The organism is Paractinoplanes atraurantiacus (assembly GCF_900215205.1).
GTDB lineage: Bacteria > Actinomycetota > Actinomycetes > Mycobacteriales > Micromonosporaceae > Actinoplanes > Actinoplanes atraurantiacus.
This window is the reverse complement of sequence record NZ_OBDY01000011.1, coordinates 196,557-221,473: the sequence shown is the minus strand read 5'-3', so window position 1 is coordinate 221,473 and position 24,917 is coordinate 196,557. Positions and strand designations below refer to the sequence as shown.

General features: G+C 71.5%; 21 protein-coding genes and 1 pseudogene. All 22 read left to right on the top strand.

Annotated elements, in window-relative coordinates; all coding sequences use genetic code 11:
• Positions 1-88: 88 nt before the first annotated feature.
• The 22 genes and pseudogenes from rsmH to CRP55_RS24940 all read left to right on the top strand — a co-directional run bounded on the left by rsmH (position 89) and on the right by CRP55_RS24940 (position 24,888).
• Positions 89-1,165: a 16S rRNA (cytosine(1402)-N(4))-methyltransferase RsmH gene (gene rsmH / locus CRP55_RS25045; protein WP_097322558.1), complete on the top strand. Its 1,077-nt coding sequence runs from the start codon at positions 89-91 to the stop codon at positions 1,163-1,165.
• On the top strand, positions 1,162-2,574 hold the full coding sequence (gene ftsL, locus CRP55_RS25040; protein WP_097322557.1) for a cell division protein FtsL: 1,413 nt from the start codon (positions 1,162-1,164) through the stop codon (positions 2,572-2,574). The genes rsmH and ftsL overlap by 4 nt, the downstream gene beginning before the upstream one ends.
• 5 nt (positions 2,575-2,579) lie before the next feature.
• Positions 2,580-4,973, top strand: a complete 2,394-nt coding sequence (locus tag CRP55_RS25035; RefSeq protein WP_097322556.1) for a peptidoglycan D,D-transpeptidase FtsI family protein — start codon at positions 2,580-2,582, stop codon at positions 4,971-4,973.
• A gap of 63 nt (positions 4,974-5,036) precedes the next feature.
• Positions 5,037-6,554 carry a UDP-N-acetylmuramoyl-L-alanyl-D-glutamate--2,6-diaminopimelate ligase gene (locus CRP55_RS25030; protein WP_097322555.1) on the top strand — a complete coding sequence of 506 codons (1,518 nt, stop codon included), beginning with the start codon at positions 5,037-5,039 and terminating at the stop codon, positions 6,552-6,554.
• The gene (locus CRP55_RS25025) at positions 6,551-7,936 is read left to right on the top strand and encodes a UDP-N-acetylmuramoyl-tripeptide--D-alanyl-D-alanine ligase (RefSeq protein ID WP_097322554.1); all 1,386 of its coding nucleotides are present in this window, start codon (positions 6,551-6,553) and stop codon (positions 7,934-7,936) included. Before CRP55_RS25030 ends, CRP55_RS25025 begins: the two co-directional genes overlap by 4 nt.
• Entirely contained in the window at positions 7,933-9,039 is a 1,107-nt protein-coding gene (mraY, locus tag CRP55_RS25020; RefSeq protein ID WP_097322553.1) for a phospho-N-acetylmuramoyl-pentapeptide-transferase, read from the top strand. Before CRP55_RS25025 ends, mraY begins: the two co-directional genes overlap by 4 nt.
• Positions 9,040-9,103: 64 nt before the next feature.
• On the top strand, positions 9,104-10,486 hold the full coding sequence (locus CRP55_RS25015) for an FtsW/RodA/SpoVE family cell cycle protein (protein WP_097322552.1): 1,383 nt from the start codon (positions 9,104-9,106) through the stop codon (positions 10,484-10,486).
• Entirely contained in the window at positions 10,486-11,598 is a 1,113-nt protein-coding gene (gene murG / locus CRP55_RS25010; RefSeq protein ID WP_097322551.1) for an undecaprenyldiphospho-muramoylpentapeptide beta-N-acetylglucosaminyltransferase, read from the top strand. Before CRP55_RS25015 ends, murG begins: the two co-directional genes overlap by 1 nt.
• Before the next feature lie 25 nt (positions 11,599-11,623).
• Entirely contained in the window at positions 11,624-13,093 is a 1,470-nt protein-coding gene (gene murC, locus CRP55_RS25005; RefSeq protein WP_097322550.1) for a UDP-N-acetylmuramate--L-alanine ligase, read from the top strand.
• Between the two features lie 7 nt (positions 13,094-13,100).
• The gene (locus CRP55_RS25000) at positions 13,101-13,865 is read left to right on the top strand and encodes a cell division protein FtsQ/DivIB (RefSeq protein WP_245923351.1); all 765 of its coding nucleotides are present in this window, start codon (positions 13,101-13,103) and stop codon (positions 13,863-13,865) included.
• A 290-nt stretch (positions 13,866-14,155) separates the two neighbouring features.
• Entirely contained in the window at positions 14,156-15,289 is a 1,134-nt protein-coding gene (ftsZ, locus tag CRP55_RS24995; protein WP_097322549.1) for a cell division protein FtsZ, read from the top strand.
• Positions 15,286-15,999 carry a YggS family pyridoxal phosphate-dependent enzyme gene (locus CRP55_RS24990; protein WP_097322548.1) on the top strand — a complete coding sequence of 238 codons (714 nt, stop codon included), beginning with the start codon at positions 15,286-15,288 and terminating at the stop codon, positions 15,997-15,999. Before ftsZ ends, CRP55_RS24990 begins: the two co-directional genes overlap by 4 nt.
• Positions 16,000-16,243: 244 nt before the next feature.
• Positions 16,244-16,918 (top strand): cell division protein SepF, encoded by a 675-nt coding sequence (locus tag CRP55_RS24985; RefSeq protein WP_097322547.1) that lies wholly within the window; start codon positions 16,244-16,246, stop codon positions 16,916-16,918.
• A gap of 47 nt (positions 16,919-16,965) precedes the next feature.
• The gene (locus CRP55_RS24980; protein WP_097322621.1) at positions 16,966-17,271 is read left to right on the top strand and encodes a YggT family protein; all 306 of its coding nucleotides are present in this window, start codon (positions 16,966-16,968) and stop codon (positions 17,269-17,271) included.
• Positions 17,272-17,313: 42 nt separating this feature from the next.
• Entirely contained in the window at positions 17,314-18,132 is an 819-nt protein-coding gene (locus CRP55_RS24975; RefSeq protein WP_097322546.1) for a DivIVA domain-containing protein, read from the top strand.
• 47 nt (positions 18,133-18,179) lie between these two features.
• Positions 18,180-18,389 (top strand): annotated as a pseudogene (locus CRP55_RS56520) (hypothetical protein); the annotation flags it as partial.
• A gap of 1,471 nt (positions 18,390-19,860) precedes the next feature.
• Positions 19,861-20,187, top strand: coding sequence for a DUF167 domain-containing protein (locus tag CRP55_RS24965; RefSeq protein ID WP_097322544.1), 327 nt, complete (start codon positions 19,861-19,863; stop codon positions 20,185-20,187).
• Entirely contained in the window at positions 20,184-21,719 is a 1,536-nt protein-coding gene (locus tag CRP55_RS24960; protein WP_097322543.1) for a potassium/proton antiporter, read from the top strand. The genes CRP55_RS24965 and CRP55_RS24960 overlap by 4 nt, the downstream gene beginning before the upstream one ends.
• Positions 21,720-22,015: 296 nt before the next feature.
• Positions 22,016-22,423 (top strand): TraR/DksA family transcriptional regulator, encoded by a 408-nt coding sequence (locus tag CRP55_RS24955; protein ID WP_097322542.1) that lies wholly within the window; start codon positions 22,016-22,018, stop codon positions 22,421-22,423.
• Positions 22,396-23,007 carry a signal peptidase II gene (lspA, locus tag CRP55_RS24950; RefSeq protein ID WP_097322541.1) on the top strand — a complete coding sequence of 204 codons (612 nt, stop codon included), beginning with the start codon at positions 22,396-22,398 and terminating at the stop codon, positions 23,005-23,007. The genes CRP55_RS24955 and lspA overlap by 28 nt, the downstream gene beginning before the upstream one ends.
• Before the next feature lie 41 nt (positions 23,008-23,048).
• Positions 23,049-23,936, top strand: a complete 888-nt coding sequence (locus CRP55_RS24945) for an RluA family pseudouridine synthase (protein ID WP_245923363.1) — start codon at positions 23,049-23,051, stop codon at positions 23,934-23,936.
• A gap of 4 nt (positions 23,937-23,940) precedes the next feature.
• Entirely contained in the window at positions 23,941-24,888 is a 948-nt protein-coding gene (locus CRP55_RS24940; RefSeq protein WP_097322539.1) for a hypothetical protein, read from the top strand.
• Positions 24,889-24,917 lie beyond the last annotated feature (29 nt).

Below are 24,917 nucleotides of genomic sequence, written 5' to 3'. Positions count from 1 at the left end.
CGGAGCCGGCGGCGGGCGGCAAGGCCGGGTAGGGCAAGCGCGGAGTACGGCTCCGCGGGCGACGTAGCGGTGGACAGTCGGGGTTGCGATGGGGGTCGACATGGGGGAGCTTCGCGGTACGCACGTACCGGTGCTGCTCGAGCGGTGTCTCGAGTTGCTCGCCCCGGCCCTCGAGCTGCCCGGCGCGGTGCACGTCGACTTCACGCTCGGCCTGGGCGGTCACGCCGAGGCGGTGCTCGAGCGCTACCCGGAGGTCGTCCTCATCGGACTCGACCGGGACACCGAGGCGCTGGCCCACTCGCGGCAGCGGCTGGCCCGCTTCGGCGGCGAACGGGTGCACCTGGCGCACGCGGTCTACGACGAGTTGCCCCGGGTGCTCGACGAGCTGGACATCCCGCGGATCCACAGCGGACTGTTCGATCTGGGCGTCTCCTCGTTGCAGCTCGACGAGGCCGATCGGGGCTTCGCGTACGCACAAGACGCGCCGCTCGACATGCGCATGGACCAGACCACGGGCATCACGGCCGAGCAGGTCGTGAACGAGTACGAGCCCGGTGAGCTGGTGCGGATCCTGCGGACGTACGGCGAGGAGAAGTTCGCCACTCGCGTCGTCTCGTCGATCGTCCGCGAGCGGCAGAAGGGCCGGATCACCTCGACGGCGAAGCTGTCGGAGCTGGTCAAAGAGTCCATCCCCGCCGCAGCCCGGCGAACCGGTGGAAATCCTTCGAAAAGAACGTTTCAAGCGCTACGCATCGAGGTAAATGGCGAACTCGCCACGCTCGAGTCCGCGGTCCCGGCCGCTTTGGACGCGTTGGCCCCGAAAGGGCGCCTTGTGGTGATGAGCTACCAATCTTTGGAGGACCGGATCGTCAAGCGCGCCCTCACCGCGAGGACGCGCAGCACCGGGCCGATCGACCTGCCGGTCGAACTGCCCGGAACCGGTCCGACACTGCGGCTGCTGACAAAGGGGTCGGAGCCGCCCAGCGACGAGGAGGTAGAGGCGAACCCGCGGGCAGCTTCCGTGAAGCTGCGCGCTGTGGAGCGCCTCGACCAGCACGACCAGGCTCCCGGGGCCGCCCGCGAACGGCCCCGACTGTCTACAACGCACGGGGGACGAGGGCGGTTACGCCCGGGGGAACGCGAAGAGGGGGAGGGGAAAGCATGAGCGAGCGCACCCACGCGCCGCGGTCGGGGGGCCGGGCCGCGGATCAGCAGCGTCAGGCCGGTGGCCGGCGCGACCAGGGCACGAGCCGCGATGCGGACGCCCGGAGCAGTGCCGGCCGGGGGGCACGGCACTTCACGGACGAGGTCCGTACCAGCGAGGGGGCCGACACGCGCCGGTCAGGGATCGCCCGCGACGCCCGCGCCGCGAGCACCCGCCGCCGCGAGAACGACGACGTCCGCGGTGGGGGCCGCGACGCCGCCACACCTCGCGGCCGCGCTCGCGACAACGAGGCGATCAGCGCCCGCCGCGACACCGGCGAGCTCCGCGCCCGCCGGGGCACCGACGTTCCGGCCAAGCGCCGCGACACCGAGGGCGTTCGCCCGCGGCGTGACACCGAGGGCGTTCGCCCGCGGCGTGACACCGAGGGCGTTCGCCCGCGCCGCGACATGGATGGTCCGGCCAAGCGGCGGGACACCGAGGGCGTCCGCAGCCGTCGCGACAGCGAGGAGGTTCGCGTTCGCGAGGCGGGCGAGCTTCGGGCGCGCCGGGACACCGGCGAGCTGCGGGCCCGCGAGGTGGACGCGGCGCCGAAGCGCCGGGACACCGAGGGTGTTCGGGCTCGCCGTGAGGCGGGCGGTCCGGCCAAGCGCCGCGACACCGAGGGCGTTCGGGGCCGGCGCGATGCCGAGAGCGAGCGGGTTCGGCGGATCACCGAGGATGTCCGGGCTCGGCGGGACGTGGAGCAGGACGACAAGGTCAAGCCGATCGCGGCCAAGCTGGAGAAGGGTGCCGCCAAGGCCTCCCGCGGCACGGGTGGCGACCGGCGGGGTCTCGACGCGCCCGTCGAGGGCACGGCCGCTCTGCAGCTCGAGGTCGCGCCCGACGGTGGTGGGCGTTCCGAGGCTGCGGCCGGGCCGCGGCTTTCGGTGGCGCCGGCGCCTGTGCGCCGGGGGCCGCGGGCGCCGTTCGCGGCGGGAGTCGTGGGGCTGGTCATCGTCGGTGTGCTCGGGATTCTGCTGATCAACACCAAGACGAACGAGAACTCGTTCAAGATCGCTGATCTGGAGAAGCAGAACACGGCGCTCGACAACCAGCGGCAGGACCTCGACAACCAGCTGATCCAGGTGTCCAGCGTGGGCAACCTGGACGCGGCGGCCCGGCGGCTCGGCCTGGTCAAGGCGGACAACATCGCGGTGCTGCGGCTTCCCGACGGCAAGCAGATCGGCGTGCCGATGCCGGCCGAGGGCAAGAAGTCGGTCACCGAGCAGCCCGCCAAGACCGACACCGCCACCGGCGGCACCACGAACGGCCAGACCGCCAACGGCCAGACCGCCAACGGCCAGACCGGCAACGGGCAGGCCGCGAACGGGCAGGCCGGTAGCGGCCAGGCCGCCAGCAACGGGCAGTAGGCCGTATGTCGCCGCGGGCTGACGACACTCCACCGCGCCGGGGCGCTCAGCCCCGGCGCGGCACGTCTCGTGACCTTCCCGGCGAGGGGGAGGAGACGGAGGCCAAGGGCCGCGGCTTCGGCGGCATCGGGGACGCGCGGGCCTACACGCCGCGCGGGCGCACCATGGCCGAGCGCGACCAGCGCACCCGGTCGCCGCGCGCCGGGCGCAACGCGGATCCGTTCCGGCCCGCGCTGCAGGTGCTCGACGGCGGGCGACCCCGGCGCGGTGGCCGCACCGAGCCGGACGAGACGGCGGAGGCCGCGGAGGCTCCGGACATTCCGGAGCAGCCCGCCGGCCGGGGCCGGACCCGTAAAGGCGCCGCGGAAAGCAAAAGCAAAGCCGCCAAGACACGCGATGTGCGGGCGGGTGGCAAGGCCGGGCTGCGGGGGCGGGCGGCCGCGTTCGACGAGGACGAGTTCGCCGAGGACGAGCAGGACCGCCGGCGCACCCGGGCCGGCGTCAAGCCACGCCGTGCGGTCGCCGGATCGGATCGCGGCCTTCGGGCCGCGCGGGGCTCTCGGGCGGGGTCGTCAACCCGTACCTCCAAAGAACGGATTGTGAGTGGACCGCGGGTCAGCCGCGCTGTCCGCGCGGTCGCGCCCGAGCCGCCGAAGCTGGCCAACAGCACACGGCGGCTGCGGATCGGCGCCGTCGTGGCGCTCTCGCTCTTCGTGATGATCGGCGTGCGGCTGGTCGTGCTCCAGGTGGCCTCGTCGCCGTCCGACGCCAAGCGGCTCATCGAGCTGCGCGAGGACCGGCTGGCCGAGGTCCGCCTGCCGGCGGCCCGCGGCAGCATCGTCGACCGGAACGGGACCGTGCTCGCGCACAGTGTCGAGGCGCGGTACATCGGCGCCGACCCCGTGCTCGTCAAGAACCCGGAGAAGACCGCGGCCACCCTGTCCCCGCTGGTCAGGGTGCCCGTCTCCAAGCTCCTGCCGCTGATCAAGCCGCACACGCGGCCGGGCGGCGGCCAGTCCCGGTTCGAATATCTGGCCCAGGGTGTCGACATCTCCGTCGGCGACAAGATCGCCGCCATGGAGCTGCCCGGCATCGTGGTCAAGGAGGACGAGCGGCGCGACGTGCCGAACGCCGACCTGGCGGCCAACCTGATCGGCTTCACCGGCGACGACAACTCGGGCCTGGAGGGCATCGAGGCCCGCTACGACTCGCTGCTGCGCGGCACCGACGGCCAGCGGATCTTCGAGATCGGCAAGGGCGACCTGAACAAGCCGATCCCGAGCGGCTACGAGAAGTACACGGAGCCGCAGCCGGGCACCTCGCTGCGGCTGACGATCGACAGCTACCTGCAGTTCGAGGTGCAGCGCATCCTGTGCGAGCAGGCCACCAAGTCGAAGGCCTACATGGCCGGGGCCGTCGTGATGGACGTCAAGACGGGTGAGGTGCTGGCCCAGGCGAGCTGCCCCACCTACAACGCGGCCAAGCCGGGCGACTACTCGCCGACCGACCGGGAGGACGTGCCGAGCAGCATCGTGGCCGACCCCGGCTCGGTGCACAAGGCGTTCATCTTCGGCGCCGCCCTGCAGGAGGGGCTGATCACGCCGGACTCGGTGCTGACCATCGGCCCGGGGATCGAGCGCGGCGGATACGCGTTCAACGACACGCACCGGCAGAAGAAGGGCACCAAGATGACGATGGCGGGCCTGCTCGCCTATTCGTCCAACGTGGGCACGATCCTGATCGCCGACAAGCTCGGCAAGCAGAGGGTCTACGAGTACCAGCAGAAGTTCGGGCTGGGCAAGTCGACCGAGGAGGGCATGCCGGGTGAGGCCGAGGGCCGGCTGCTGACCCCGGACGAGTGGAGCGGCTCGGCGTCGGGCTCGGTGCCGATCGGTATGAGCGTCGACGCCACGCTGGTGCAGATGGCGGCCGGTTACAACGCGATCGCCAATGACGGCACGTACGTCCAGCCGCACCTCATCAAGTCGATGACCTCCGGCAAGGACGGCAAGGTCACCCAGTCCGCGAAGCCGGAGACGCACAAGGTGCTCGACCCGGAGGTCGCCTCCGAGCTGCGCACCATGATGGAGGCCGTGGTCGACAACGACGGCGCCACCGGCAAGAAGGCCGCGGTCGCCGGCTACCGGGTGTCGGGCAAGACCGGCACCGGCAAGCGGCTGATCGACGGTCAGTACACGAGCGCCAACTACGGGTCGTTCATCGGCATGGCTCCGGCCGAGAACCCGCGTTTCGTCATCGCGGTCTCGGCCGACGTGCCGGTCGGCACCGGCGGCGACGTGGCCGCGCCGGCGTTCTCGAAGATGATGTCGTTCGCGCTGCTGCACAACAAGGTGCCGCCGTCGACCGAGCCGGCGCCGAAACTGAAGATCAAGCCATGAGGCCCTTGTACGGCGGTATGGCGTTTTTCGCCGAGCGGTGGGCACGGGGTAGGGTCTGACGCCGTGCCCGGCATTCCCCGTCCCCTTTCCGTGGCGCCGCACCGGTTGTCGAGCCTGGCCCCGTTGATCGCGGCCACGCTGACCGGCGACGACGCCGAGGTCACCGGGATCACCCACGACAGCCGTGACGTCCGACCCGGCGACCTCTACGCGGCCCTTCCCGGCGCCAACCGGCACGGCGCGGAGTTCTCCGCCGCCGTCGCGTCGGCCGGCGCCGCCGCCCTTCTCACCGACCCCTCCGGGGCCGCTCGAGCCTCCGCCACGGGACTTCCGGTGCTGGTGGTCGACGATCCGCGGGCCGTCCTCGGCGCCGCCGCCTCGGCGATCTACGGCGACCCGTCCGCCAACCTGACCGTGATCGGGATCACCGGCACCGCCGGCAAGACCTCGACGGCCTATCTGGTCGAGTCCGGCCTGCGGGCCGCCGGCCTGGTCACCGGCATGATCGGCACGGTCGAGACGCGGCTGGGCGACCTGGTCGTGCAGAGCGTGCGGACCACGCCCGAGGCGACCGACGTGCACGCGATCCTGGCCGCCGGCCGGGAGCGCGACGTCACCGCCGTGGTGATGGAGGTGTCCAGCCACGCGCTGGCCGTCGGCCGGGTCAACGGCGTCCGCTACACCGTCGGCGGCTACACCAACTTCGGCCTCGACCACCTCGACTTCCACCGCGACGCCGACGACTACTTCGCGGCCAAGGCGAAGCTGTTCGACGGCCGTTGCCGCTTCGAGGTCCTCAACAAGGACGACGCGGCGCTGGCGCCTTTGTTCAAGCCGGAGACGATCAGCTACTCGGCCGACGGTGACACCGGGGCCTCGTGGTGGGCCTCCGATATCCGGCCCTCGGCGTTCGGTCAGCGCTTCGTGGCCCACGGGCCCGGCGGCGTGCGGGTGGAGGCCGGTGTGGCCCTGCCCGGCCGGCACAACGTGGCCAACGCGCTGCTGGCCCTGGCCGCCCTGGTGGCCGCCGGCGTCGACCCGGCCGTGGCCGCGAGCGGCATCGCCGCCTGCGCCGGCGTTCCGGGCCGCCTGGAGCAGGTGGCGGCGCCGGGCGAGGTGCTGGGCGTGGTCGACTACGCGCACAAGCCGGACGCGATCGTGGCCGCCCTGGCCGCGCTGCGCGAGCTGGCCACCGGCCGCGGCGGCCGGGTGATCTGCCTGATCGGCGCCGGCGGCGACCGCGACCGCGGCAAGCGCCCGCTGATGGGCGCGGCGGCGGCCCGCGGCAGCGACCTGGTCATCATCACCGACGACAACCCCCGGACCGAGGACCCGGCCGCCGTGCGCGCGGCCGTGCGGGCCGGGGCCGAGCAGGCCGGAGCCCCTGCGAAGATCATCGAAGTGGCCGGGCGGCGTGACGCGATCGACGAGGCGGTGCGGCTGGCCGCGCCGGGCGACGTGATCGCGCTGCTGGGCAAGGGACACGAGCGTGGCCAGGAGGTGAACGGCGAGATGCTGCCGTTCGACGACCGGATCGAGCTGGCCGCGGCGCTGACCGCCGCCGCGGGGAGCGGCTCGTGATCCGGATGACGCTGGCGGAGATCGCCGAGCGCACCGGTGGACGCGTGGTCAACGCGTCGCCGGAGCTCGAGGTCACCGGGGGAGTGGAGTACGACTCCCGCAAGGTGGGACCGGGTGGGCTCTTCGTCGCCTTCGAGGGCGAGAAGGTCGACGGGCACAAGTTCGCGGCGGCGACGGTCGAGGCCGGGGCGGCCGCGGTGCTCAGCACGCGCGACACGGGTCAGCCGGGTGTGGTGGTGGCCGAGCCGCTGGCCGCGCTCGCGGCGCTGGCGACGGCCGTGGTCGGCCGGCTGGACAAGCTGACCATCGTCGGGCTCACCGGGTCGTCCGGCAAGACGACGACCAAGGACTACATCGGGCAGTTGCTGTCGCGGCTGGGGCCGACGATCGCGCCGGCCGGGTCGCTGAACAACGAGCTCGGTTTCCCGTACACGGTGTCGCAGGCGACCACGGAGACCCGGTTCCTGGTGCTGGAGATGGGCGCGCGGGGGATCGGGCACATCCGGTACCTGACGGAGATCGCCCGTCCGGCGGTCGGCGTGGTGCTGAACATCGGCGCCGCCCACCTCGGTGAGTTCGGCTCGGTCGAGGGGACCGCGCAGGCCAAGGGTGAGCTGGTCGAGGCGCTGCCGGCCGATGGCGTGGCGGTGCTGAACGCGGACGATCCGCTGGTGGCCGGGATGGCGCCGCGGACCTCGGCCCGGGTGGTGCTGACCGGCGAGTCGCCGGAGGCAGCGGTGCGGGCGACCGACGTGAGCGTCAATCTTCAGGGTCGCGCGTCTTATGTGCTTCATTATGGTGAAAAATCGGGCAGAGTGGAGCTTGCTGTCGCGGGTCGCCACCAGGTGGCGAACACGCTTTCGGCGGCGGCGGTGGCTCTCTCGCTCGGGATGAGCGTCGAGGACGTGGCCGAGGCGCTCGGCGAGGTCGGCATCGTGTCCGGCCGCCGGATGGACGTCTTCACCCGCCCCGACGGCGTCACGGTGATCGACGACTCGTACAACGCCAATCCGTCCTCGACCACGGCCGCGCTCCAGGCGCTGGCCGCGATGGGCGAGGGCAGGCGCACCACCGCCGTGCTCGGCTACATGGCCGAGCTCGGCCCCCACGAGCGCTCGGGACACGAGGAGGTCGGCCGGGTCGCGGCCGAGCTCGGCGTGGACCGGCTGATCGTGGTCGCGCCGGAGGCGGCCCCGATCGTGGACGGCGCGCAAGCGGTCGGCGGCTGGACGGGTGAGGCTGTCCTCGCCGCGGATCAGGCCGCCGCCATCGAGATCGTGAAGGGAGACCTGCGGGACGGCGATGTCGTCCTGGTCAAGGGCTCCCGGTACCGCACGTGGGACGTGGTGGACTCGCTGCGTCCCGAGGAGGAGACCCGGTGAGGGCAGTAATCGTCGCGGCCGCGGTCGCCTTCATCATCTCGCTGTTCGGCACACCGATCGCCATCCGCGTCTTCACCGCGATGAAGGCGGGCCAGCCGATCCGCGGCGGGCTCGGCCTGGCCAGCAACGCGGGCAAGAAGGGCACGCCCACGATGGGCGGCGTGGCCTTCATCATCGCCACGGTCATCGCGTACGCGGCCGGGCACGTCGCCCTGACCACCCTCCCGGAGCGGCAGATCGCCCAGGAGAGCCCGACCATGACCGCCCTGGTCCTGCTCGGCCTGTTCGTCTTCTGCGGCGTGGTCGGCTTCCTGGACGACCTGCTGAAGGTGCGCCGGCGCAACTCCGACGGCCTGAGCGCCAAGGGCAAGCTGCTAGGCCAGCTGATCGTCGGCACCGCGTTCGCGGTCGTGGCGCTCTACGTGCCGAGCACCAACGGCGAGACGGTGGCCAGCGAGCACATCTCGTTCATCCGCGACATCAGCTGGCTCGACGTCGGCAAGGTCGGCTCGGTGCTGGTCTTCGTCTTCGTCATCATGGCCATGTCGAACGGCGTGAACCTGACCGACGGCCTCGACGGCCTGGCCACCGGCGCCTCGATCCTCGTGCTGGGGGCGTACGCCCTGATCGGCTTCTGGCAGTACCGCCACTGGTGCGGCGACTCGGACTACGCCCGGGTCAACGACTACTGCTACAACGTGCGGGATCCGCTGGAGATCGCGATGATCGCGGCCGCGGCGGCCGCCGCCTGTGTGGGCTTCCTGTGGTGGAACACGTCCCCGGCGCGGATCTTCATGGGCGACGCCGGCGCGCTCGGCCTGGGCGGCCTGATCGGCGGCCTGGCCGTGGCCACCCGGACCACGCTGCTGTCGGTCATCATCGGCGGCCTGTTCGTGATCATCACGATGTCCCTGATCATCCAGATCGTCTCGTTCAAGACCACCGGCAAGCGCGTGTTCCGGATGTCCCCGCTGCATCACCACTTCGAGCTGGCGGGCTGGAGCGAGGTCAACATCGTGGTGCGGTTCTGGATCATCTCCGGCATCTGCGTCGCGATCGGCCTGGGCCTGTTTTATTCGGACTTCCTAGCTGTCATGGGATAGATCTCATGGCGACACGCCCAGCACGTGACGCGGCTTCGCGTGTCGCCATGACGATGATGAGTGAATGGCGGACGACCGTACTTCACAGGCGCCTCGCCCGTCGTTGAGCCGGCAGCTGCTGCCCGCCGTGCACGGGCTGCTGGCGCGTCCTCTCTCCTCGTACTACCTGCTGCTGTCCAGCTCCGGACTGCTGCTGCTGATCGGCCTGACCATGGTCTTCTCGGCCACCAGCGTCAAGGCGTACGCGGAGAACGGCAACGCGTTCAGCGCCATCGGCAGCCAGGCCGTCTTCGCGCTGCTCGGCCTCGTCGCGTTCTGGGTGTGCCAGCGGCTGCCCGCCGGCACCCTGCGCGACCTGGGCAAGTACATCCTGGCCGTGGCCGTCGCGCTGCTCGCCCTGCTCGACCTGATCAACGCGCTGAAGTCGGTGCACATCCTCGGCGAGGACCAGGGCATCGGCCCGGTCCACGCCGAGCTGCTCTGGCTCTACATCGGCCCGATCGGCCTCCAGCCGGCCGAGTTCGCCAAGCTCGGCATGGTGCTCTGGGGCGCCGACGTGATCGCCCGCAAGGGCCCGGCGCTCGGGCACTGGCGCGAGCTGTCCCGCCCGCTCTTCCCGGTCGTCGGCCTGCTGTTCGTGCTGGTCGGCTACAACGACCTGGGCACCATGCTGGTGCTGCTGGCCCTGATCGTCGGCCTTCTCTGGGCGGCCGGCGTGCGGCTGCGGATCTTCGCCGCGCTCGGCGTGCTCGGCCTGGCCGGCATCAGCCTGCTCATCGCGGCCGCGTCCGGCGGCGCCGGCTCGGGCGAGAAGGGCGCCGAGAACTACCGGCTGGCCCGGCTCACCAACTTCCTTCAGCCGCTCGACCAGTGCGACCTGGACGGGCCCTGCTACCAGCTCATCCAGGCCCGCTCGGCGATCTTCGAGGGCGGCTGGTTCGGCGTCGGCCTGGGCAAGGGCGCGCTGAAGTGGAACTGGCTGCCCGAGGCCGACAACGACTTCATCTTCGCCGTGGTGGCCGAGGAGCTGGGCGTGGTCGGCTGCGCGATCATCCTGGCCCTGTTCTCGGTGCTCGCCTACACCGGCTTCCGCATCGCCCGGCGCTCGGCCGACCCGTTCCGCCGCCTGGCCGCCACCGCGATCACCACCTGGCTGGTGGCCCAGGCCGTGATCAACATCGGTGGCGTGACCGGCATGCTGCCCATCACCGGCCTCCCGCTGCCGTTCATCTCCGCTGGTGGTAGCGCCCTCGTCGTGACCATGGCGGCGGTCGGCATGCTGGCCTCGTTCGCCCGCGCCGAGCCGGACGCGTCACGTGCCCTGAACGCCCGTCCGCCCGCTCGGTGGGTACGGCTACTCTGGGCCCCGCTGCCGCCGGTCCCCCCGCAACGGCGGCCCGGCCCGTCGAAGGCCGCCGCTTCCCCGGGGGCTGAGAGGAGACGGTAATGGCTTCGCTGCGGTCGGTAGTGCTCGCCGGAGGAGGCACCGGCGGTCACATCTATCCGCTGCTCGCCTTCGCCGACGCCCTGCGGCGGCACTTCCCCGACGTGCGGATCACCACGCTGGGCAGCCCCAAGGGCATGGAGAACGACCTGATCCCGCCGGCCGGCTACGACCTGCGGGTCATTCCCGCGTTCCAGCTGCCGCGGTCGGTCAACATGAACCTGCTGCGCACCCCCGACCGCATGTACAAGTCATCCCAGGCGGCCGGCAAGATCCTCGAAGAGGTGCAGGCCGACGTCGTGGTGGGCTTCGGCGGCTACGTGTCGGTGCCGGCCTATCTGGCCGCCTGGCGCAAGGACATCCCGATCGTGATCCACGAGGTGAACGTGCCGCCGGGCGTGGCCAACCGGATGGGCATGAAGTTCACCAAGAACATCGCCGTCGGCTTCCCGCAGCAGCCCCAGCAGGCCGAGTCGCTGCGCGACGCCCGGGTGGTCGGCGTTCCGCTGCGCACCGCCCTCACCCAGCTCGACCGGGCCGCGCTGCGCCCGCAGGCCCTCTACCAGTTCGGGCTGCGCCCCGACCTGCCCGTGCTGTTCGTCTCGGGCGGCTCGTCCGGCGCCCGCACGATCAACCTGGCCGTGGCCGCGGCGGCCAAGCGGCTCGCCCACTCCGGCATCCAGGTGCTGCACGTGCAGGGTGGCCGCAACGACCCGTTCGACGTGCCGGCCGACCTGCCCGTGCCCTACCGGGTGCTGCCCTACCTGTCGGACATGCAGCTGGGATACGCGGCGGCCGACCTCATGCTCTGCCGCGGCGGCGCGATCACGGTGGCCGAGACCACCGCGCTCGGCGTGCCCGCGGTGTACGTGCCGTACCCGCACAGCAACCAGGAGCAGAAGCGCAACGCGCTGCCGGTCGTCGAGGCCGGCGGTGGCGTCCTGGTGGACAACTCGGAGCTCACCCCCGAGTGGATCGAGCAGAACATAATCCCGCTGGCGCGGGACAGGCAGCGCCTCGGTGCGATGAGCATGGCCGCTTCCCGGTACGGTCGCCGCGACGGTGACGAAGCGCTGCTCGAGTTCGTTCTGGAAGCGGTGGCCAAGTCCCGATGACTGACGCGATCAAGGGAGCAGGACTGTGAACACGGCGGAGCTGAGGCCGGCCGGCGAGTTGACCGCCGAGGACCTCGGCAGCGTGCACCTCATCGGGATCGGCGGGGTCGGCATGGCGGGCCTGGCCCGGTTGCTGCTGACCCGGGGCGTACCGGTCTCGGGCAGCGAGCTGCGCGAGTGGCCGGCGCTGGCCGGGCTGCGCGCGCTGGGCGGCACGGTGCACATGGCGCACGTCGAGTCGAACCTCGACGGTGTCGACACGGTCGTCTACTCCACGGCCATCCCGGCCGACCACCTGGAGCTGGCCGAGGCCCGCCGTCGCGGGCTGCGCGTGCTGCACCGCTCCGAGGCGCTGGCGGCCGCGATGACGAACCGGCAGACGATCGCCGTGGCCGGCACGCACGGCAAGACGACGACCACCTCGATCATGACGGTGATCCTTCAGCACGCCGGCCAGGACCCGTCGTTCGTGATCGGCGGCGAGATCTCCGAGGCCGGCTCGAACGGCCACCACGGCACCGGGCCGCACTTCGTGGCCGAGGCCGACGAGAGCGACAAGTCGTTCCTGATCTACCGGCCGCACGTCGCGATCATCACCAACATCGAGGGCGACCACCTCAACAACTGGGGCGACCTCGACGGTCTCAAGGCCGGCTTCCTCCAGTTCGCCGAGCTCGCCGACCCCGAGGGCTTCGTGGTCACGTGCGCCGACGACGAGGGCACGCAGGAGCTGATCGCGGCGCTCAAGGCCAAGGGCAAGACCGTTTTCACGTACGGCGAGAGCGCGTCGGCCGACCTCAGGATCTCCGACGTCGTCTCCACGGTCAGCGGTGTCCGTTACCAGGCTGAGCTCGACGGCAAGCCGCTCGGCGAGATCCGGCTGGCGCTGCCCGGCAAGCACATGGGCCTCAACAGCGCGGCCGCGGTGCTGACCGCGCTGCGGCTGGGCCTGCCGCTGGACAAGACCGTCGAGGCGCTGGCCTCCTTCCCCGGTGTGCGCCGGCGCTTCGAGCGCAAGGGGATCGCGGCCGGTGTGCGTGTGTACGACGAGTACGCGTACCACCCGACCTCGGTCAAGGCCGCGCTGCGCACGCTGCGCGAGGTGGCCGGCGACGGCCGCCTGCTGGTGGTCTTCCAGCCGTACCGCGTCTACCGCACCCGTGACTTGGAGTCCGAGCTGGCCGAGGGTCTCAGCCTGGCCGACCAGGCGATCATCATGGAGGTCTTCGGCCCGGGCGAGGTGCGCGGTCCCGGCGAGGGCGGCGTGTCGCTGACCGCGGCCGTCGACCTGCCGGCCGAGTCCAAGATCTTCGTGCCCGACTGGGAGGACGTGCCGGCCGAGGTCGTGCGGCGCAGCCGCCCGGGCGACGTGGTGGTGACCATGGGCGCGCCGCCGATCTCGCTGATGGGCGACGAGCTGCTGTCCGCGCTGGCCGAGGCCGACCTGCAGCCGGCTCCCTCGCAGTCCACGGGCAACGCGCTGGAAGAGCGGTAGAGCGGCGGTGAGCGGGGGCGGGCGCAACTGGCGGCTCGTGCGGGCGGACACCGACGCGGTGCCCGCCTCGGCACGCCGTTTCATGGCCCGCGCCCGCAAGCGCAAGCTGCGCGCCGTCCTGCCCTGGGCGATCGCCGCCGGCGTGCTCGCCCTGGCCGGCATCGTGTCCTGGGTCGTCTTCGGCACGTCGGTGCTCGGCGTGCGGGACGTGAAGGTGGTCGGCACCCAGTTCCTCACCCCGTTGCAGATCGAGCAGGCGGCTGCGGTGCCGCAGCGCGAGCCGCTGGCCCGGGTCGACCTCGGCGCGGTGCGGGCCAAGGTGCGTACGCTGCCGGCGGTCGACCGGGTCGTGGTGCGGCGCAGCTGGCCGTCCACGCTGGTGGTCGAGGTCGTGGAGCGCACGCCGGTGGCGGCCGTGCCCGCGGCCGGCCAGTTCTCGCTGATCGACCGCGAGGGCGTGCCCTATCGCACCGTCGGGCAGGCGCCGGCCGGGCTGCCGCTGGTGCGCACCTCGGCGCCGGGTCCGGACGACGTGAACACGAAATCGGCGCTGACCGTGCTCGGCGCGCTCAGCGAGGAGCTGCGCGAGCAACTGGTGGCCGTGGCGGTGCCGAAACCGGCGCAGATCAAGCTGGAGCTGAAAAAGGACCGCACGGTGGTGTGGGGCGACGACACCCAGAGCGACACCAAGAGCCAGGTGGCCACCGCTTTGCTGAAGCGCAAGGGCAGCGAGATCGACGTCAGCGCGCCGTCAGTTGTGACGATTCGCTAATATCCGCCATAAGCGGACAAACGACGCTTTTAGGTCGAGGCTACGGGTCCGTCGGATGTTCGCCACGTAAGCGGACGCCGACACGCCGCGCCGGGTCTTTGGTTGACATCGCAATGCCGCATACGTTGCCACCAGAGGCTTCAGTGGTTGACATAACCCTAAGCCTCTAGTAGAGGGTGAGGGTTTCCTCGCCCTCCCTTGTACGGCAGCGGATGCCGACGCGTGGTCAGGCCGGACCGCGCCGGGGCCTAACGGCATCCACTAACCCTGGAAGGGAAGGCTGAGAGCCCATGACACCTCCCCACAACTACCTGGCGGTCATCAAGGTCGTCGGTATCGGTGGCGGCGGCGTGAACGCCGTGAACCGCATGATCGAGGTCGGGCTCAAGGGCGTCGAGTTCATCGCGATCAACACCGATGCGCAGGCGCTGCTGATGAGCGACGCCGACGTCAAGCTCGACGTCGGCCGGGAGCTCACCCGTGGCCTCGGCGCCGGAGCCCAGCCCGAGGTCGGCAAGAACGCCGCCGAGGACCACCGCGACGAGATCGAAGAGGTGCTCAAGGGCGCCGACATGGTCTTCGTGACGTGTGGCGAGGGCGGCGGCACCGGCACCGGCGGCGCGCCCGTCGTCGCCAACATCGCCCGCAAGCTCGGTGCGCTGACCATCGGCGTGGTCACCCGGCCGTTCTCGTTCGAGGGCAAGCGCCGCCAGGTGCAGGCCGAGGCCGGCATCGACGAGCTGCGCAACCAGTGCGACACGCTCATCGTGATCCCGAACGACCGGCTGCTCGCGCTCGGCGACCGCGGCATCAGCATGATGGACGCGTTCCGTCAGGCCGACCAGGTGCTGCTCTCCGGTGTGCAGGGCATCACCGACCTGATCACCACGCCCGGTCTGATCAACCTGGACTTCGCCGACGTCAAGAGCGTCATGAGCAACGCCGGCAGCGCCCTCATGGGCATCGGCAGCGCCCGCGGTGACAACCGCGCGGTCGAGGCGGCCGAGCGGGCCATCTCGAGTCCGCTGCTCGAGCAGAGCATGGACGGCGCCCGCGGCGTGCTGCTCTCCATCGCCGGCGGCTCCGACCTGGGCCTGTTCGAGATCAACGACGCGGCCCAGCTGGTCACCGACGCGGCCCACCCGGACGCGAACATCATCTTCGGCGCGGTCATCGACGACGCGCTCGGCGACGAGGTGCGGGTCACGGTCATCGCGGCCGGCTTCGACGGGGGCACGCCCTCGTACAAGCCGTCCGAGCCGGCCCGCAAGGTGATCCAGCAGCCGGCCGCTCCGGCGGTGCCGGCCGCGGCCCCGGCCGCGCCCGCGGTCACCACGCCGCCGCCCGCCACGACGACACCGACCCCGCGCCGGGTGCTCTTCGACGACGTCGACGTGCCGGACTTCCTGAAGAACGGCTCCTGACGGCGGTGACGGATCGTAGGGCCGAGTTGTCCGCGGCCCTTCAGCAGGTGCGCGGGCGGATCGCCCGCGCCTGCGCGGCGGCCGGCCGGCCGGAGGACGCCGCGCACCTGGTGGCGGTGACCAAGACGTACCCGGCGAGCGACGTGGTGTTGCTCGCCGGGCTCGGCGTCACCGACGTGGGGGAGAACCGCGATCAGGAGGCTGCTCCGAAAGCGGCTTCCGCCGCGGCCGCCGGCGCGACACCGCGCTGGCACTTCATCGGACAGTTGCAGCGCAACAAGGCGCGCTCGGTGGTGTCCTATGCCGACGTGGTCGAGTCGGTCGACTCCGTACGGCTGGCCCTTGCTCTGGCTCGCGCGGCTTCCTCTCTCCGCGATGATCCACTTGAGGCTCTGGTCCAGGTGAGCATCGACGGCGATCCGGCGCGCGGGGGCGCGGCCGGCGACGACATCTGGCGGGTTTCCGACTCCATCGCGTCGTCCACATCGCTGCGCCTGGGCGGCGTCATGGCGGTGGCGCCGACGGACTGGGATCCCGATCGCGCGTTCGAGCAGCTCAAGTCGATCTCGGACCGTCTGATCGCGTCACACCCCGATTCGAAGATGATCTCCGCGGGTATGAGCGGGGACCTTGAGGCGGCGATCCGGCACGGCGCGACACACGTCCGGATCGGCAGTTCTTTGCTCGGAATGCGAAACCCGCTGCGGTAGCCTTGCGGCGGGCAGCAAACTACATAGGTGTTGTTTAACGCGGCGCCACTCGCGAAGGTGGCCGGCGCGTCCGACGACGCGGCATCGCCGCAGCGTGCGGTCCTGTTCGGACCGGGCTGGGGTGCTAGGGGGGACAGCGAAAGCGCAGGGGGTGCGTTTCGCGAAGCGGACGAAGGTGGGGGCACATGGCTGGTCGGGTCGGCGCCGAGCGGGGTCACGCTCGGATGCGGGATGGGGTGAGGGCATGAGCGCCATTCGTAAGGCGGGCGTCTGGCTGGGCCTCGTCGAGGAGGACGAAGACCGCGACTACGGGTACCGCGAGGACTCGTACCACCAGCGGGACCGCCGCTACTCCGGCAGCCGCTACGAGAACGACATCGACGAGGACGACGAGGAGTTCGAGGAGGAGCGCACCGTGCCCCGGGCTCGCACCGAGCGCGCCGGCCGTCGCCTCTCGCACACCGACGTCGACGACGAGCCGGTCGAGCGCCCCGAGCGCGCCAGCGTCCGCTCCATCACCCGATCGGGTCCGAGCGCCGCCGATTCGGCGCTGAGCTACTCGACGCGGGAGAACCTCGCGCTCGCTCCGCAGACCGTGCACCAGCCGCAGCCGGCGCCCCGTCAGGCCGAGGAAGAGCAGCGCTACCAGATCACGACCCTGCACCCGACTACGTACCGTGAGGCCCGCACCATCGGAGAGCACTTCCGGGACGGTGTTCCGGTCATCATCAATCTCACTGAGATGGATGAAGGTGACGCCCGCCGTCTGGTCGACTTCGCGGCCGGTCTGGCCTTCGGTCTTCGCGGTACGATCGAGCGCGTGACGAACCGGGTGTTCCTGCTCTCGCCGGCGAATGTCCAGGTCACCGCGGAGGACAAGGCCAAGATCGCTGAAGGCGGGTTCTTCAGCCAGGGCTAGCTGCCTCGGCGCCCGGCGTAACCCGAATGGGGGAGGACTCGAGCACCGTGCTCTCGGTCGTGTTCCAAATCTTGTATTTGCTCGTATATATCTTCTTTCTCGTCCTGCTTGCCAGGTTCGTGCTGGGTGCGGTACTTCAGTACGGGCGACGGTGGCAACCCAGTCGTGGGGCGTCGGCGGCGTTGGAAACGGTGTGGAGCGTCACTGATCCGCCCCTCAAGGCGTTGAGGCGTGTGATCCCACCGCTGCGCATTGGTAACGTGAGCTTGGACCTGGCTTCCATCGTGCTGCTGGTTATCCTGTTCGTGCTCATGAGGTTCGTGTTGCAGAGACTGATACTGAACTTCAGCTAGACAGCAGCCCCACCGCGGCCGCAACTGACCCGAGGAGTTTCGATGCCGCTGACCCCGGCCGACGTGCACAACGTCGCCTTCAAGAAGCCCCCGATCGGCAAGCGGGGGTACGACGAGGAGGAGGTCGACGCCTTCCTTGACGAGGTCGAGCGCGAGCTCGCCCGTCTGATCGAGGAGAACAACGAGCTGCGCGCCCAGGTGGAGCGCGGCGGTCGGGGTGGCGCGCCAGCCGGTCCTTCCGCCGACCCGCGCCTCGCCGCGGAGCTCAACGACGTCAAGGCCCAGCTCGACCGGGTGCAGCGCGACAAGGCGCAGGCCGAGCAGGCCGCCCGGCAGATGCAGGCCGAGCTCGAGCAGGTCCGCGCCGCGGGCCCGGTCGGCGGTGGCGCCGCGAGCGGCGGCGCCGACGGCGAGCAGCAGGCCCTGCGGGTGCTCATGATGGCCCAGCGCACCGCCGACGACCACGTCGCCGACGCGCGCCGCGAGGCCGACAAGCTTCTCTCCGACGCCCGTTCCAAGGCGGAGGAGGTCACCCGTGAGGCGCGGGCCAAGGCCGACGCCCTCGAGCGTGACGCCCGTCAGCGTCACCAGGAGGCCATGGGCGGTCTCGACGCGAAGCGGACGGCGCTGCAGAAGCACATCGAGGAGCTGAAGCAGTTCGAGCGCGAGTACCGCACGCGCCTGAAGGCCTACCTCGAGAGCCAGCTGCGCGACCTCGACGGCCGGGGCCAGGGCCTCGAGGCCGAGATGTCGCGGGCCGACTCCGGTCGTGCCGTCGGTGGCAGCGGTGGTCTCGCCGCGGCCGGCCTCGCCGGTTCGTACGGCGGCGGCCGCGCCAACTCCATCGAGTCCGGGCGCTGACCTCCGCTTTCCCATCTCCCGCCGGTTTCTCACGACGAGGATGAGCCATGATTGTCGCTAGTCTTCTGCTCATCCTCGTCGCGGTGGCCCTGCTCGTCATGGGCCTCACCGGCGGGTCGAGCAACCTGCTCATCAGCTCCATCGTGGCCAGCCTGGTGGCCGCGGTCTTCCTTGTGGTCGGCGCCCGTCAGGCGGCTTCGGCCCGGCGCGCGGCCGCGCGCACCACGCCCGCCGACGAGCACGTCGAGGGCGCTTATCCGGCCGACGACTACGCCGCCGGCGATTACGCCGTCGAGGACTACCCCGACGAGGCCTTCGTGGCGGAGCCCGAGTTCGCCGCGCAGGCGGCCGGGGATCCGGCCCGGCGCCGTCGCGCCCCCGACGATCCTCCTCCGCCCGGCGAGTCTTTCGCAGCCGAATCGGCCTCTCGGGACACAGTCCAGTTCGACGCCGTCGCCGACACCGACCCCCACGTCACGCCCCAGGGCCCGGGCGCCGTCCCGCCGGGCGATTTGTCCGCCGATGAGGCTCATGCGGCAGGTTGGCGCGACGCCAAGGAGGCCATGGCGGCCGACCTGAACCGCGACCAGCCCGCCCAGCGCGACGTCCCCGGCCAGTCGGCCCAGCGCGACGTCCCCGGCCAGTCGGCCCAGCGCGACTTCACTGACCCGTCCGCCCAGCGCGACGTTCCCGGCCAGTCGGCTCAACGCGGCTTCGCTGGCCAGTCCGGTCAGGGCGACTTCGACGATCAGGCCGCCTATCGCGATTCCGGCGATCAGGACACCCGCGAGGCCGGGCCCGACTATGACCGGGCCTCTTCCGCGATCAACGCGGCGCGCAGTGCGAACCCGGGTGCGGATGCCTGGCGCCGTGATCCGGGCGCCGAGCCGGAGGCGGCCGCGGAGGACGACGAGTTCGCCGAGCCCGACGTGGACGATCCGGACGACGAGCCGTTGCCGCAGTCGGTACGGCCGGCCGACGCGGTGCGGGTGGCCCGCCTCGACGCCGAGGTGCTGGTGGTCGACGGGCGCCCCCGCTACCACCTGCCCGACTGCCCCCACCTGGTCGGCCGTCTCACCGAGCCCATCGGAGTCGGCGAGGCCGTCGAGCTGGGCTTCAGCCCGTGCGGCCTGTGCCGCCCGGTCGACCGCCTGGTGGCGAGCGCCGTCCAGCGCTGACACCCGCTCGCTTCTCGGCCGAGTGCCGCGCCCTCCGGCGCTGGGACTCGTTCGCTCCTCGGGTGAGTGCCGCGTCCTCCGGTGCTGAGACTCGTTCGCTCCTCGGGTGAGTGCCGCGTCCTCCGGTGCTGAGACTCGTTCGCTCCTCGGGTGAGCGTCGCGCCCTCCGGTGCTGAGACTCGTTCGCTCCTCGGTCGAGCGCCGCGCCCTCCGGCGCTGAGACCCGTGCGCTCGTCCGGTGAGTGCCGCGCCGGCCAGCGTTGACATCCGCTCGTTCCTCGGGGGAGCACTGCGCCGCCAGGCCTCCGGCCCCTTCCCGCGGGCGTCGTTCTGCCATGCCTCCTCGCTTCCTCGGCTTGGCATGATATGCGGCATTTGCCGGTCTCCCTCGCCGCTGGCCGGCATCGCTTCAGCCGCCGTCCTGCCTTCCTTGATGATCGACTCAGCTCGCCGAGGACCACTCGTTGCTGAAGGGGTAGGGGCCGGCGGCAGGGGAGGGTGGGGTGAAAGCCGCTCTCGTTTGGGACGCGGGTGATCGGCACAATGGGGCATGGTCAAGCGCAGCGTGCCTCCCGAAGAGTCGGCCGTCGTCACCGTGGCGGTGCGGGTCAAGCCGGGGGCCGGGCGGACCAAGGTCGGTGGGTCCTACGAGGGGGCGCATGGGGCTGCGCTGATCGTCGCGGTGGGGGCGCCCGCCGTGGACGGGAAAGCCACTGAAGCGGTGCGGCGGGCTCTGGCCTCGGCGCTGGGGGTCCGGCCGGCGGCGGTGGCGCTCAAGGTGGGGGCTACCAGCCGGGACAAGGTGTTCACGGTTACGCCGGGCGGCGCGGGGGTCGCCGAGCGTGTGGCTGCGCTGCGCGACGGCCCGCCGGCATGACGGGGAACCTTGACACCTCTCTGCTCATCGGGGCGGCGGTTCTTCTCGTCGCTGTGGGGGCGGTTCGGCTCTCCACCCGGCTCGGGCTGCCCAGTCTGCTCGTCTACCTGGCCATCGGGATGGTCATCGGGGAGGCGGGGCTCGGTATCCGGTTCGATGACGCGGAGCTGACGCGGACCCTCGGGTTCTGCGCGCTCATCGTGATCATCGCCGAGGGTGGGCTCACGGCCCGGTGGAGCACGCTGCGGCCGGTGCTGGGGCTTTCCGCCTCGCTGGCCACCGTCGGGGTGGCGGTGAGCATCGCGGTGGTCGGTCTCGCCGTACATCTCATTCTCGGTCTGCCCTGGCAGTTGGCCTTGCTTTATGGGGCGGTGCTGTCGTCGACCGACGCCGCCGCGGTTTTCGCGACGCTTCGGCGGCTGCGGTTGCCGCCTCGGCTCGTGGCCACGCTCGAGGCCGAGTCCGGCATGAACGATGCGCCGGTGGTTCTGCTGGTCGTTCTGCTGAGCGCTACCGAGGTGGGTCAACACCCTTGGTGGTACGAGCTTCTGATCGTCAGCTACGAGCTGGCGGCGGGCGCGGTGATCGGGTTCGCGGTCGGCGCCGGGGGGAGCTGGCTGCTCCGGCACGCCGCGCTGCCGTCGGCCGGGCTCTATCCGATCGCGGCGGTGGGGCTCACCGTTCTGGCCTACGCGGCGGGGGCCGTCGCCCACGCGTCCGGGTTCCTCGCCGTCTATGTGGCGGGAGTCGTGCTCGGCAACGGGCGGATCCCGCACCGGCGGGCCATTCTCGGTTTCGCCGACGGGCTGGCCTGGGTGGCCCAGATCGGGCTGTTCGTGCTGCTCGGGCTGCTCTCCTCGCCCTCGCACCTGAGCAGCGCGCTGGTGCCGGCCCTGGTCGTGGGGGTGGCGCTGGTCCTGCTGGCCCGGCCGCTGTCGGTGATCGTCTCAGCGGTGCTGGCCCGGCCCGTGCGGGGGCCGCGGCGGCCCGGCAACCGGGTCGGCTGGCGGGGGACGGCCTTCCTGTCCTGGGCGGGGCTGCGCGGGGCGGTGCCGATCGTGCTGGCCACCATCCCGCTGTCGGCCGGCACGCCGGGGGCCGAGGGGTTGTTCGACGCGGTGTTCGTGCTGGTCATCATCTTCACGCTGCTCCAGGCGACCACGCTCGGGCCGGCGGCCCGCCTGCTCAAGGTCACCGCCCCGGCCGAGGCGGCCGAGGTGCACGTGGAGGCGGCGCCGCTGGAACGGCTGAACGCCGACCTGCTGCACATGGACGTCACGCCGGGTTCGCGGCTGGCCGGGGTCCACATCGATGAGCTCCGCCTGCCCAAGGGGGCCTCGGTGAGCCTGGTGGTGCGCGACGGCAACGGCTTCGTGCCGGGACCGGACACCCGCCTGCGCACCGGGGACGCCCTGCTGATCGTGGCGACCGCGGCCGCCCGCGACGTCGCCGAGAGGCGGCTGCGGGCCGTGAGCCGGCGGGGGCGGCTGGCCCGCTGGTTCGGTGAGGACGGCCGGGAACAGCGCCACTGATCCGGGCTTTCGTGGCAGGACAGCCCGGCGGCGGACCGGGGAGGGTGACCACCGGCCGGCCGCCACCGCGAAGCCCGGAGGGGAGAGCTTGCGGTTGGTGGCACCAGGACGCGTACAAAGGCATAAAGGTTGTCGCTTTCAGATACGTTCCGTATCCTTGCGGTCCTCCGAGAGTGCGCGGCTGTTCCGTTCAGCCGCGCTGTTTTCGCAGGTGGGGGAAGATCACCAGAGGTCGGTGGAGGCGCCGATCTCAAGAGACGCTGATCGCCGCGCGGGGCGCGGCCGAGGGAGCGACGATGGCCAAGGCAAGCGACACCAAGGCAGCCGCCGCCAAGCGGACACGCAGCGCCGCCGAGACCGAGAAGATCCGGGTCGCTCTGGTCGAGCGGCGGGACGAGCTCCAGGCCGAGTACTCGCAGTCGATCAGCGAGATCACCGAGTTGGCGCGCGACCGCATGGAGGACTCGGCCGGCGACGACCAGGCCGACGCCGGCACCAAGACCTTCGAGCGTGAGCAGGAGATCACTCTGGCCAACAATCTGCTGGAGCGGATCAATCAGGTGGAGCGCGCCATCGACCGCCTCGGCGAGGGGAACTACGGTTGGTGCGAGCGGTGCGGCAACGCGATCCCGGTCGAGCGACTGGCGGCGTTCCCCTCCGCGACTCTCTGTGTGTCATGCAAGCAGCTGGAGGAACGACGCTGAACGCCGACGAGGCGACGGACGCGACCACCGTGGACGAGCCGGAGCCGGGACCACGCCCCGGGTTCAGCCGTGCCGCCGTGCTCGTGCTCGCCGCCACCGCCGTGGTGGCTGTGGCCCTCGACCAGTGGGTCAAGTGGCTCTCCACCGAAAACCTGACCGAGGGTGAGCCCGTGCGCATCCTCGGCGGCCTGGTCTACCTGTCGCTGCTGCGCAACAGCGGCGCCGCCTTCAGCTTCGGCGAGGGCTACACCTGGGTGTTCCCGCTGATCACCATCGTGGTGATCGGCTGGATCGCCTGGATGGCCACGAAGCTGCGGTCGCTGCCGTGGGGCATCGCGCTCGGTCTCGTGCTCGGCGGCGCCCTGGGTAACCTGGGAGACCGGCTGTTCCGCGCGCCGTCCTTCCTCCACGGCCACGTGGTCGACATGATCAGCGTCTTCGGGCCGTACGCGGAGTATTTCGCCGTGTTCAACATCGCCGACGCGTGCCTGAGCGTCGGCGTCGTGCTGGCCGTGCTCCTCGAGCTCACCGGCCGGCAGCGGGACGGGCGACGACTCGTACGGAAGAAGGCCGAGAAGCAGTGAGCTCGCAACGATCCCTGCCCGTCCCCGACGGGCTCGACGGCATGCGCCTGGACCAGGCCGTCTCCCGCCTCTTCGGGCTGTCCCGCACGGCCGCGGCGACCCTGGTCGAGGCCGGCGACGCGCTGGTCGACGGCTACCCGCGGCCCAAGTCCGACAAGGTCAGCGCGGGCGCCTGGCTCGAGGTCACCCTGCCGTCGCCGGCGGCCGAGCAGCCCCCGGTGGCGCCGCAGCCGGTGCACGGGCTGACCATCGTCTACAGCGACGACGACATCGTGGTCGTGGACAAGCCGGTCGGCGTGGCCGCACACCCCAGCCCGGGCTGGACCGGGCCGACCGTGGTCAGCGGCCTGGCCGCCATGGGGCAGAACGTGGCCACCAGCGGCGCCGCCGAGCGCCAGGGCATCGTCCACCGGCTCGACGTCGGCACCACCGGGCTCATGGTCGTGGCCAAGAGCGAGATGGCCTACAGCGTCCTCAAGCGCGCCTTCAAGGAGCGTGAGGTCGACAAGCGCTACCACGCGGTCGTGCAGGGCCACCTCGACCCGCTGCGGGGCACCATCGACGCGCCGATCGACCGGCACCCGACCGCCGACTACAAGTTCGCGGTCATGTCGGACGGCAAGCCCAGCGTCACCCATTACGACACGCTGGAGGCGTTCCGCTCGGCCAGCCTGGTCGACGTGAAGCTGGAGACCGGGCGCACCCACCAGATCCGGGTGCACTTCTCGGCCCTGCGGCACCCGTGCGTGGGCGACACACAGTACGGCGCCGATCCCACCCTGGCCGCCCGGCTCAAGCTCAACCGGCAGTGGCTGCACGCCCGCGAGCTGGCCTTCCTGCACCCGCGGACCCACGACGAGGTGCGCTTCGTCAGCGACTATCCCGACGACCTGAAGTACGCCCTCGACGTCCTTCAGGACGCGGTCTGAGCCCATGGGCCCCGCCCAGCGGGTGCGCTTGCTCTCCGCGTCCGACGCCCGGTTCGCGATCGCCTGCGCGGCCGTGACGGCCGGCGTCGTACTGCTGGGGGCGCTCTGGGTGGGCCGGCGCGAGGCCGCGCCGGTTCAAGATCCCATTGATGTCGTACGGATCGGGGTCGTCCAAGGGCAGACCGTTCCGGGCTACCTCGACTCGTCGCGTACCGAGCTCGGCGCGCTCGCCGAGCCGTCGGCGCCGGCGGCCGGAGACATGTGGGCGCTGGTGAGCTTCGGCTCCTATGTGCCGGCCGGGCGCCTGCCCGGCCTCCTGGAGGGTGCCTCGGTGGCGCAGGTGTACGCGCGGGTGCCGATGCCCGGCCAGCACACCCAGGTCGTGCGGATCCCGGTCTACCGGCTGCCGGCCGACGTGCTCACCGGCATGCTCGACGCGGCCATCGCCCGGGACACCGAGAAGGCCGCGTACGAGCAGCTGGCGTCGAAGCTCCCGGCCGCGGAGGCCCGGGCCCGGGACGCGTACGCGGCGGCGGCCCACACGGCCGAGGTGGAGGCGGCGGCGTACCGCTCGGGATGCTCGTGCGTCTTCGCGGCCGTCGTCCGGGGCACCCCGGCCGCGTTGCAGCAGGTGGCGGCCCGGCCGGGTGTGCGTGCGGTCGATGCGGCGCCGGAGGTGCGCAGCCTGGACCGCACCGAGTTCCGGCCCCCGCTGCCCGAGCAGACCGGTGTGGTCCCGGCTGTGCCAACCGCGGCCGCGGGCATTGCCTCACAGCCGTCGGCGCCGATAGTGTCGGCGCCCGGGGTCGATGTGACATCTGCCTCATCACGGGACTCCGGGCACCTGAACGACCCTTCCGCCTCGGCATCGGAGGATCTTCCTGCCGTACCCTCTGCGTCAGACGCGACAGCTGCTCACGATGCGACCAGCGCCTCGGCGGCAGCACCCTGAGCCCCGCCCGGACGTTAGGTCTCTAGTCG

Coding starts and splice junctions, on each gene's coding strand:
- CRP55_RS24985 (WP_097322547.1), top strand. CDS start 16,244: ATGAGCGCCATTCGTAAGGCGGGCGTCTGGCTGGGCCTCGTCGAGGAG.
- murG (WP_097322551.1), top strand. CDS start 10,486: ATGGCTTCGCTGCGGTCGGTAGTGCTCGCCGGAGGAGGCACCGGCGGT.
- CRP55_RS24960 (WP_097322543.1), top strand. CDS start 20,184: ATGACGGGGAACCTTGACACCTCTCTGCTCATCGGGGCGGCGGTTCTT.
- CRP55_RS25015 (WP_097322552.1), top strand. CDS start 9,104: ATGGCGGACGACCGTACTTCACAGGCGCCTCGCCCGTCGTTGAGCCGG.
- CRP55_RS24965 (WP_097322544.1), top strand. CDS start 19,861: ATGGTCAAGCGCAGCGTGCCTCCCGAAGAGTCGGCCGTCGTCACCGTG.
- lspA (WP_097322541.1), top strand. CDS start 22,396: ATGCAAGCAGCTGGAGGAACGACGCTGAACGCCGACGAGGCGACGGAC.
- CRP55_RS24940 (WP_097322539.1), top strand. CDS start 23,941: ATGGGCCCCGCCCAGCGGGTGCGCTTGCTCTCCGCGTCCGACGCCCGG.
- ftsL (WP_097322557.1), top strand. CDS start 1,162: ATGAGCGAGCGCACCCACGCGCCGCGGTCGGGGGGCCGGGCCGCGGAT.
- ftsZ (WP_097322549.1), top strand. CDS start 14,156: ATGACACCTCCCCACAACTACCTGGCGGTCATCAAGGTCGTCGGTATC.
- CRP55_RS24945 (WP_245923363.1), top strand. CDS start 23,049: ATGCGCCTGGACCAGGCCGTCTCCCGCCTCTTCGGGCTGTCCCGCACG.
- rsmH (WP_097322558.1), top strand. CDS start 89: ATGGGGGTCGACATGGGGGAGCTTCGCGGTACGCACGTACCGGTGCTG.
- CRP55_RS24975 (WP_097322546.1), top strand. CDS start 17,314: ATGCCGCTGACCCCGGCCGACGTGCACAACGTCGCCTTCAAGAAGCCC.
- CRP55_RS24955 (WP_097322542.1), top strand. CDS start 22,016: ATGGCCAAGGCAAGCGACACCAAGGCAGCCGCCGCCAAGCGGACACGC.
- CRP55_RS25035 (WP_097322556.1), top strand. CDS start 2,580: ATGTCGCCGCGGGCTGACGACACTCCACCGCGCCGGGGCGCTCAGCCC.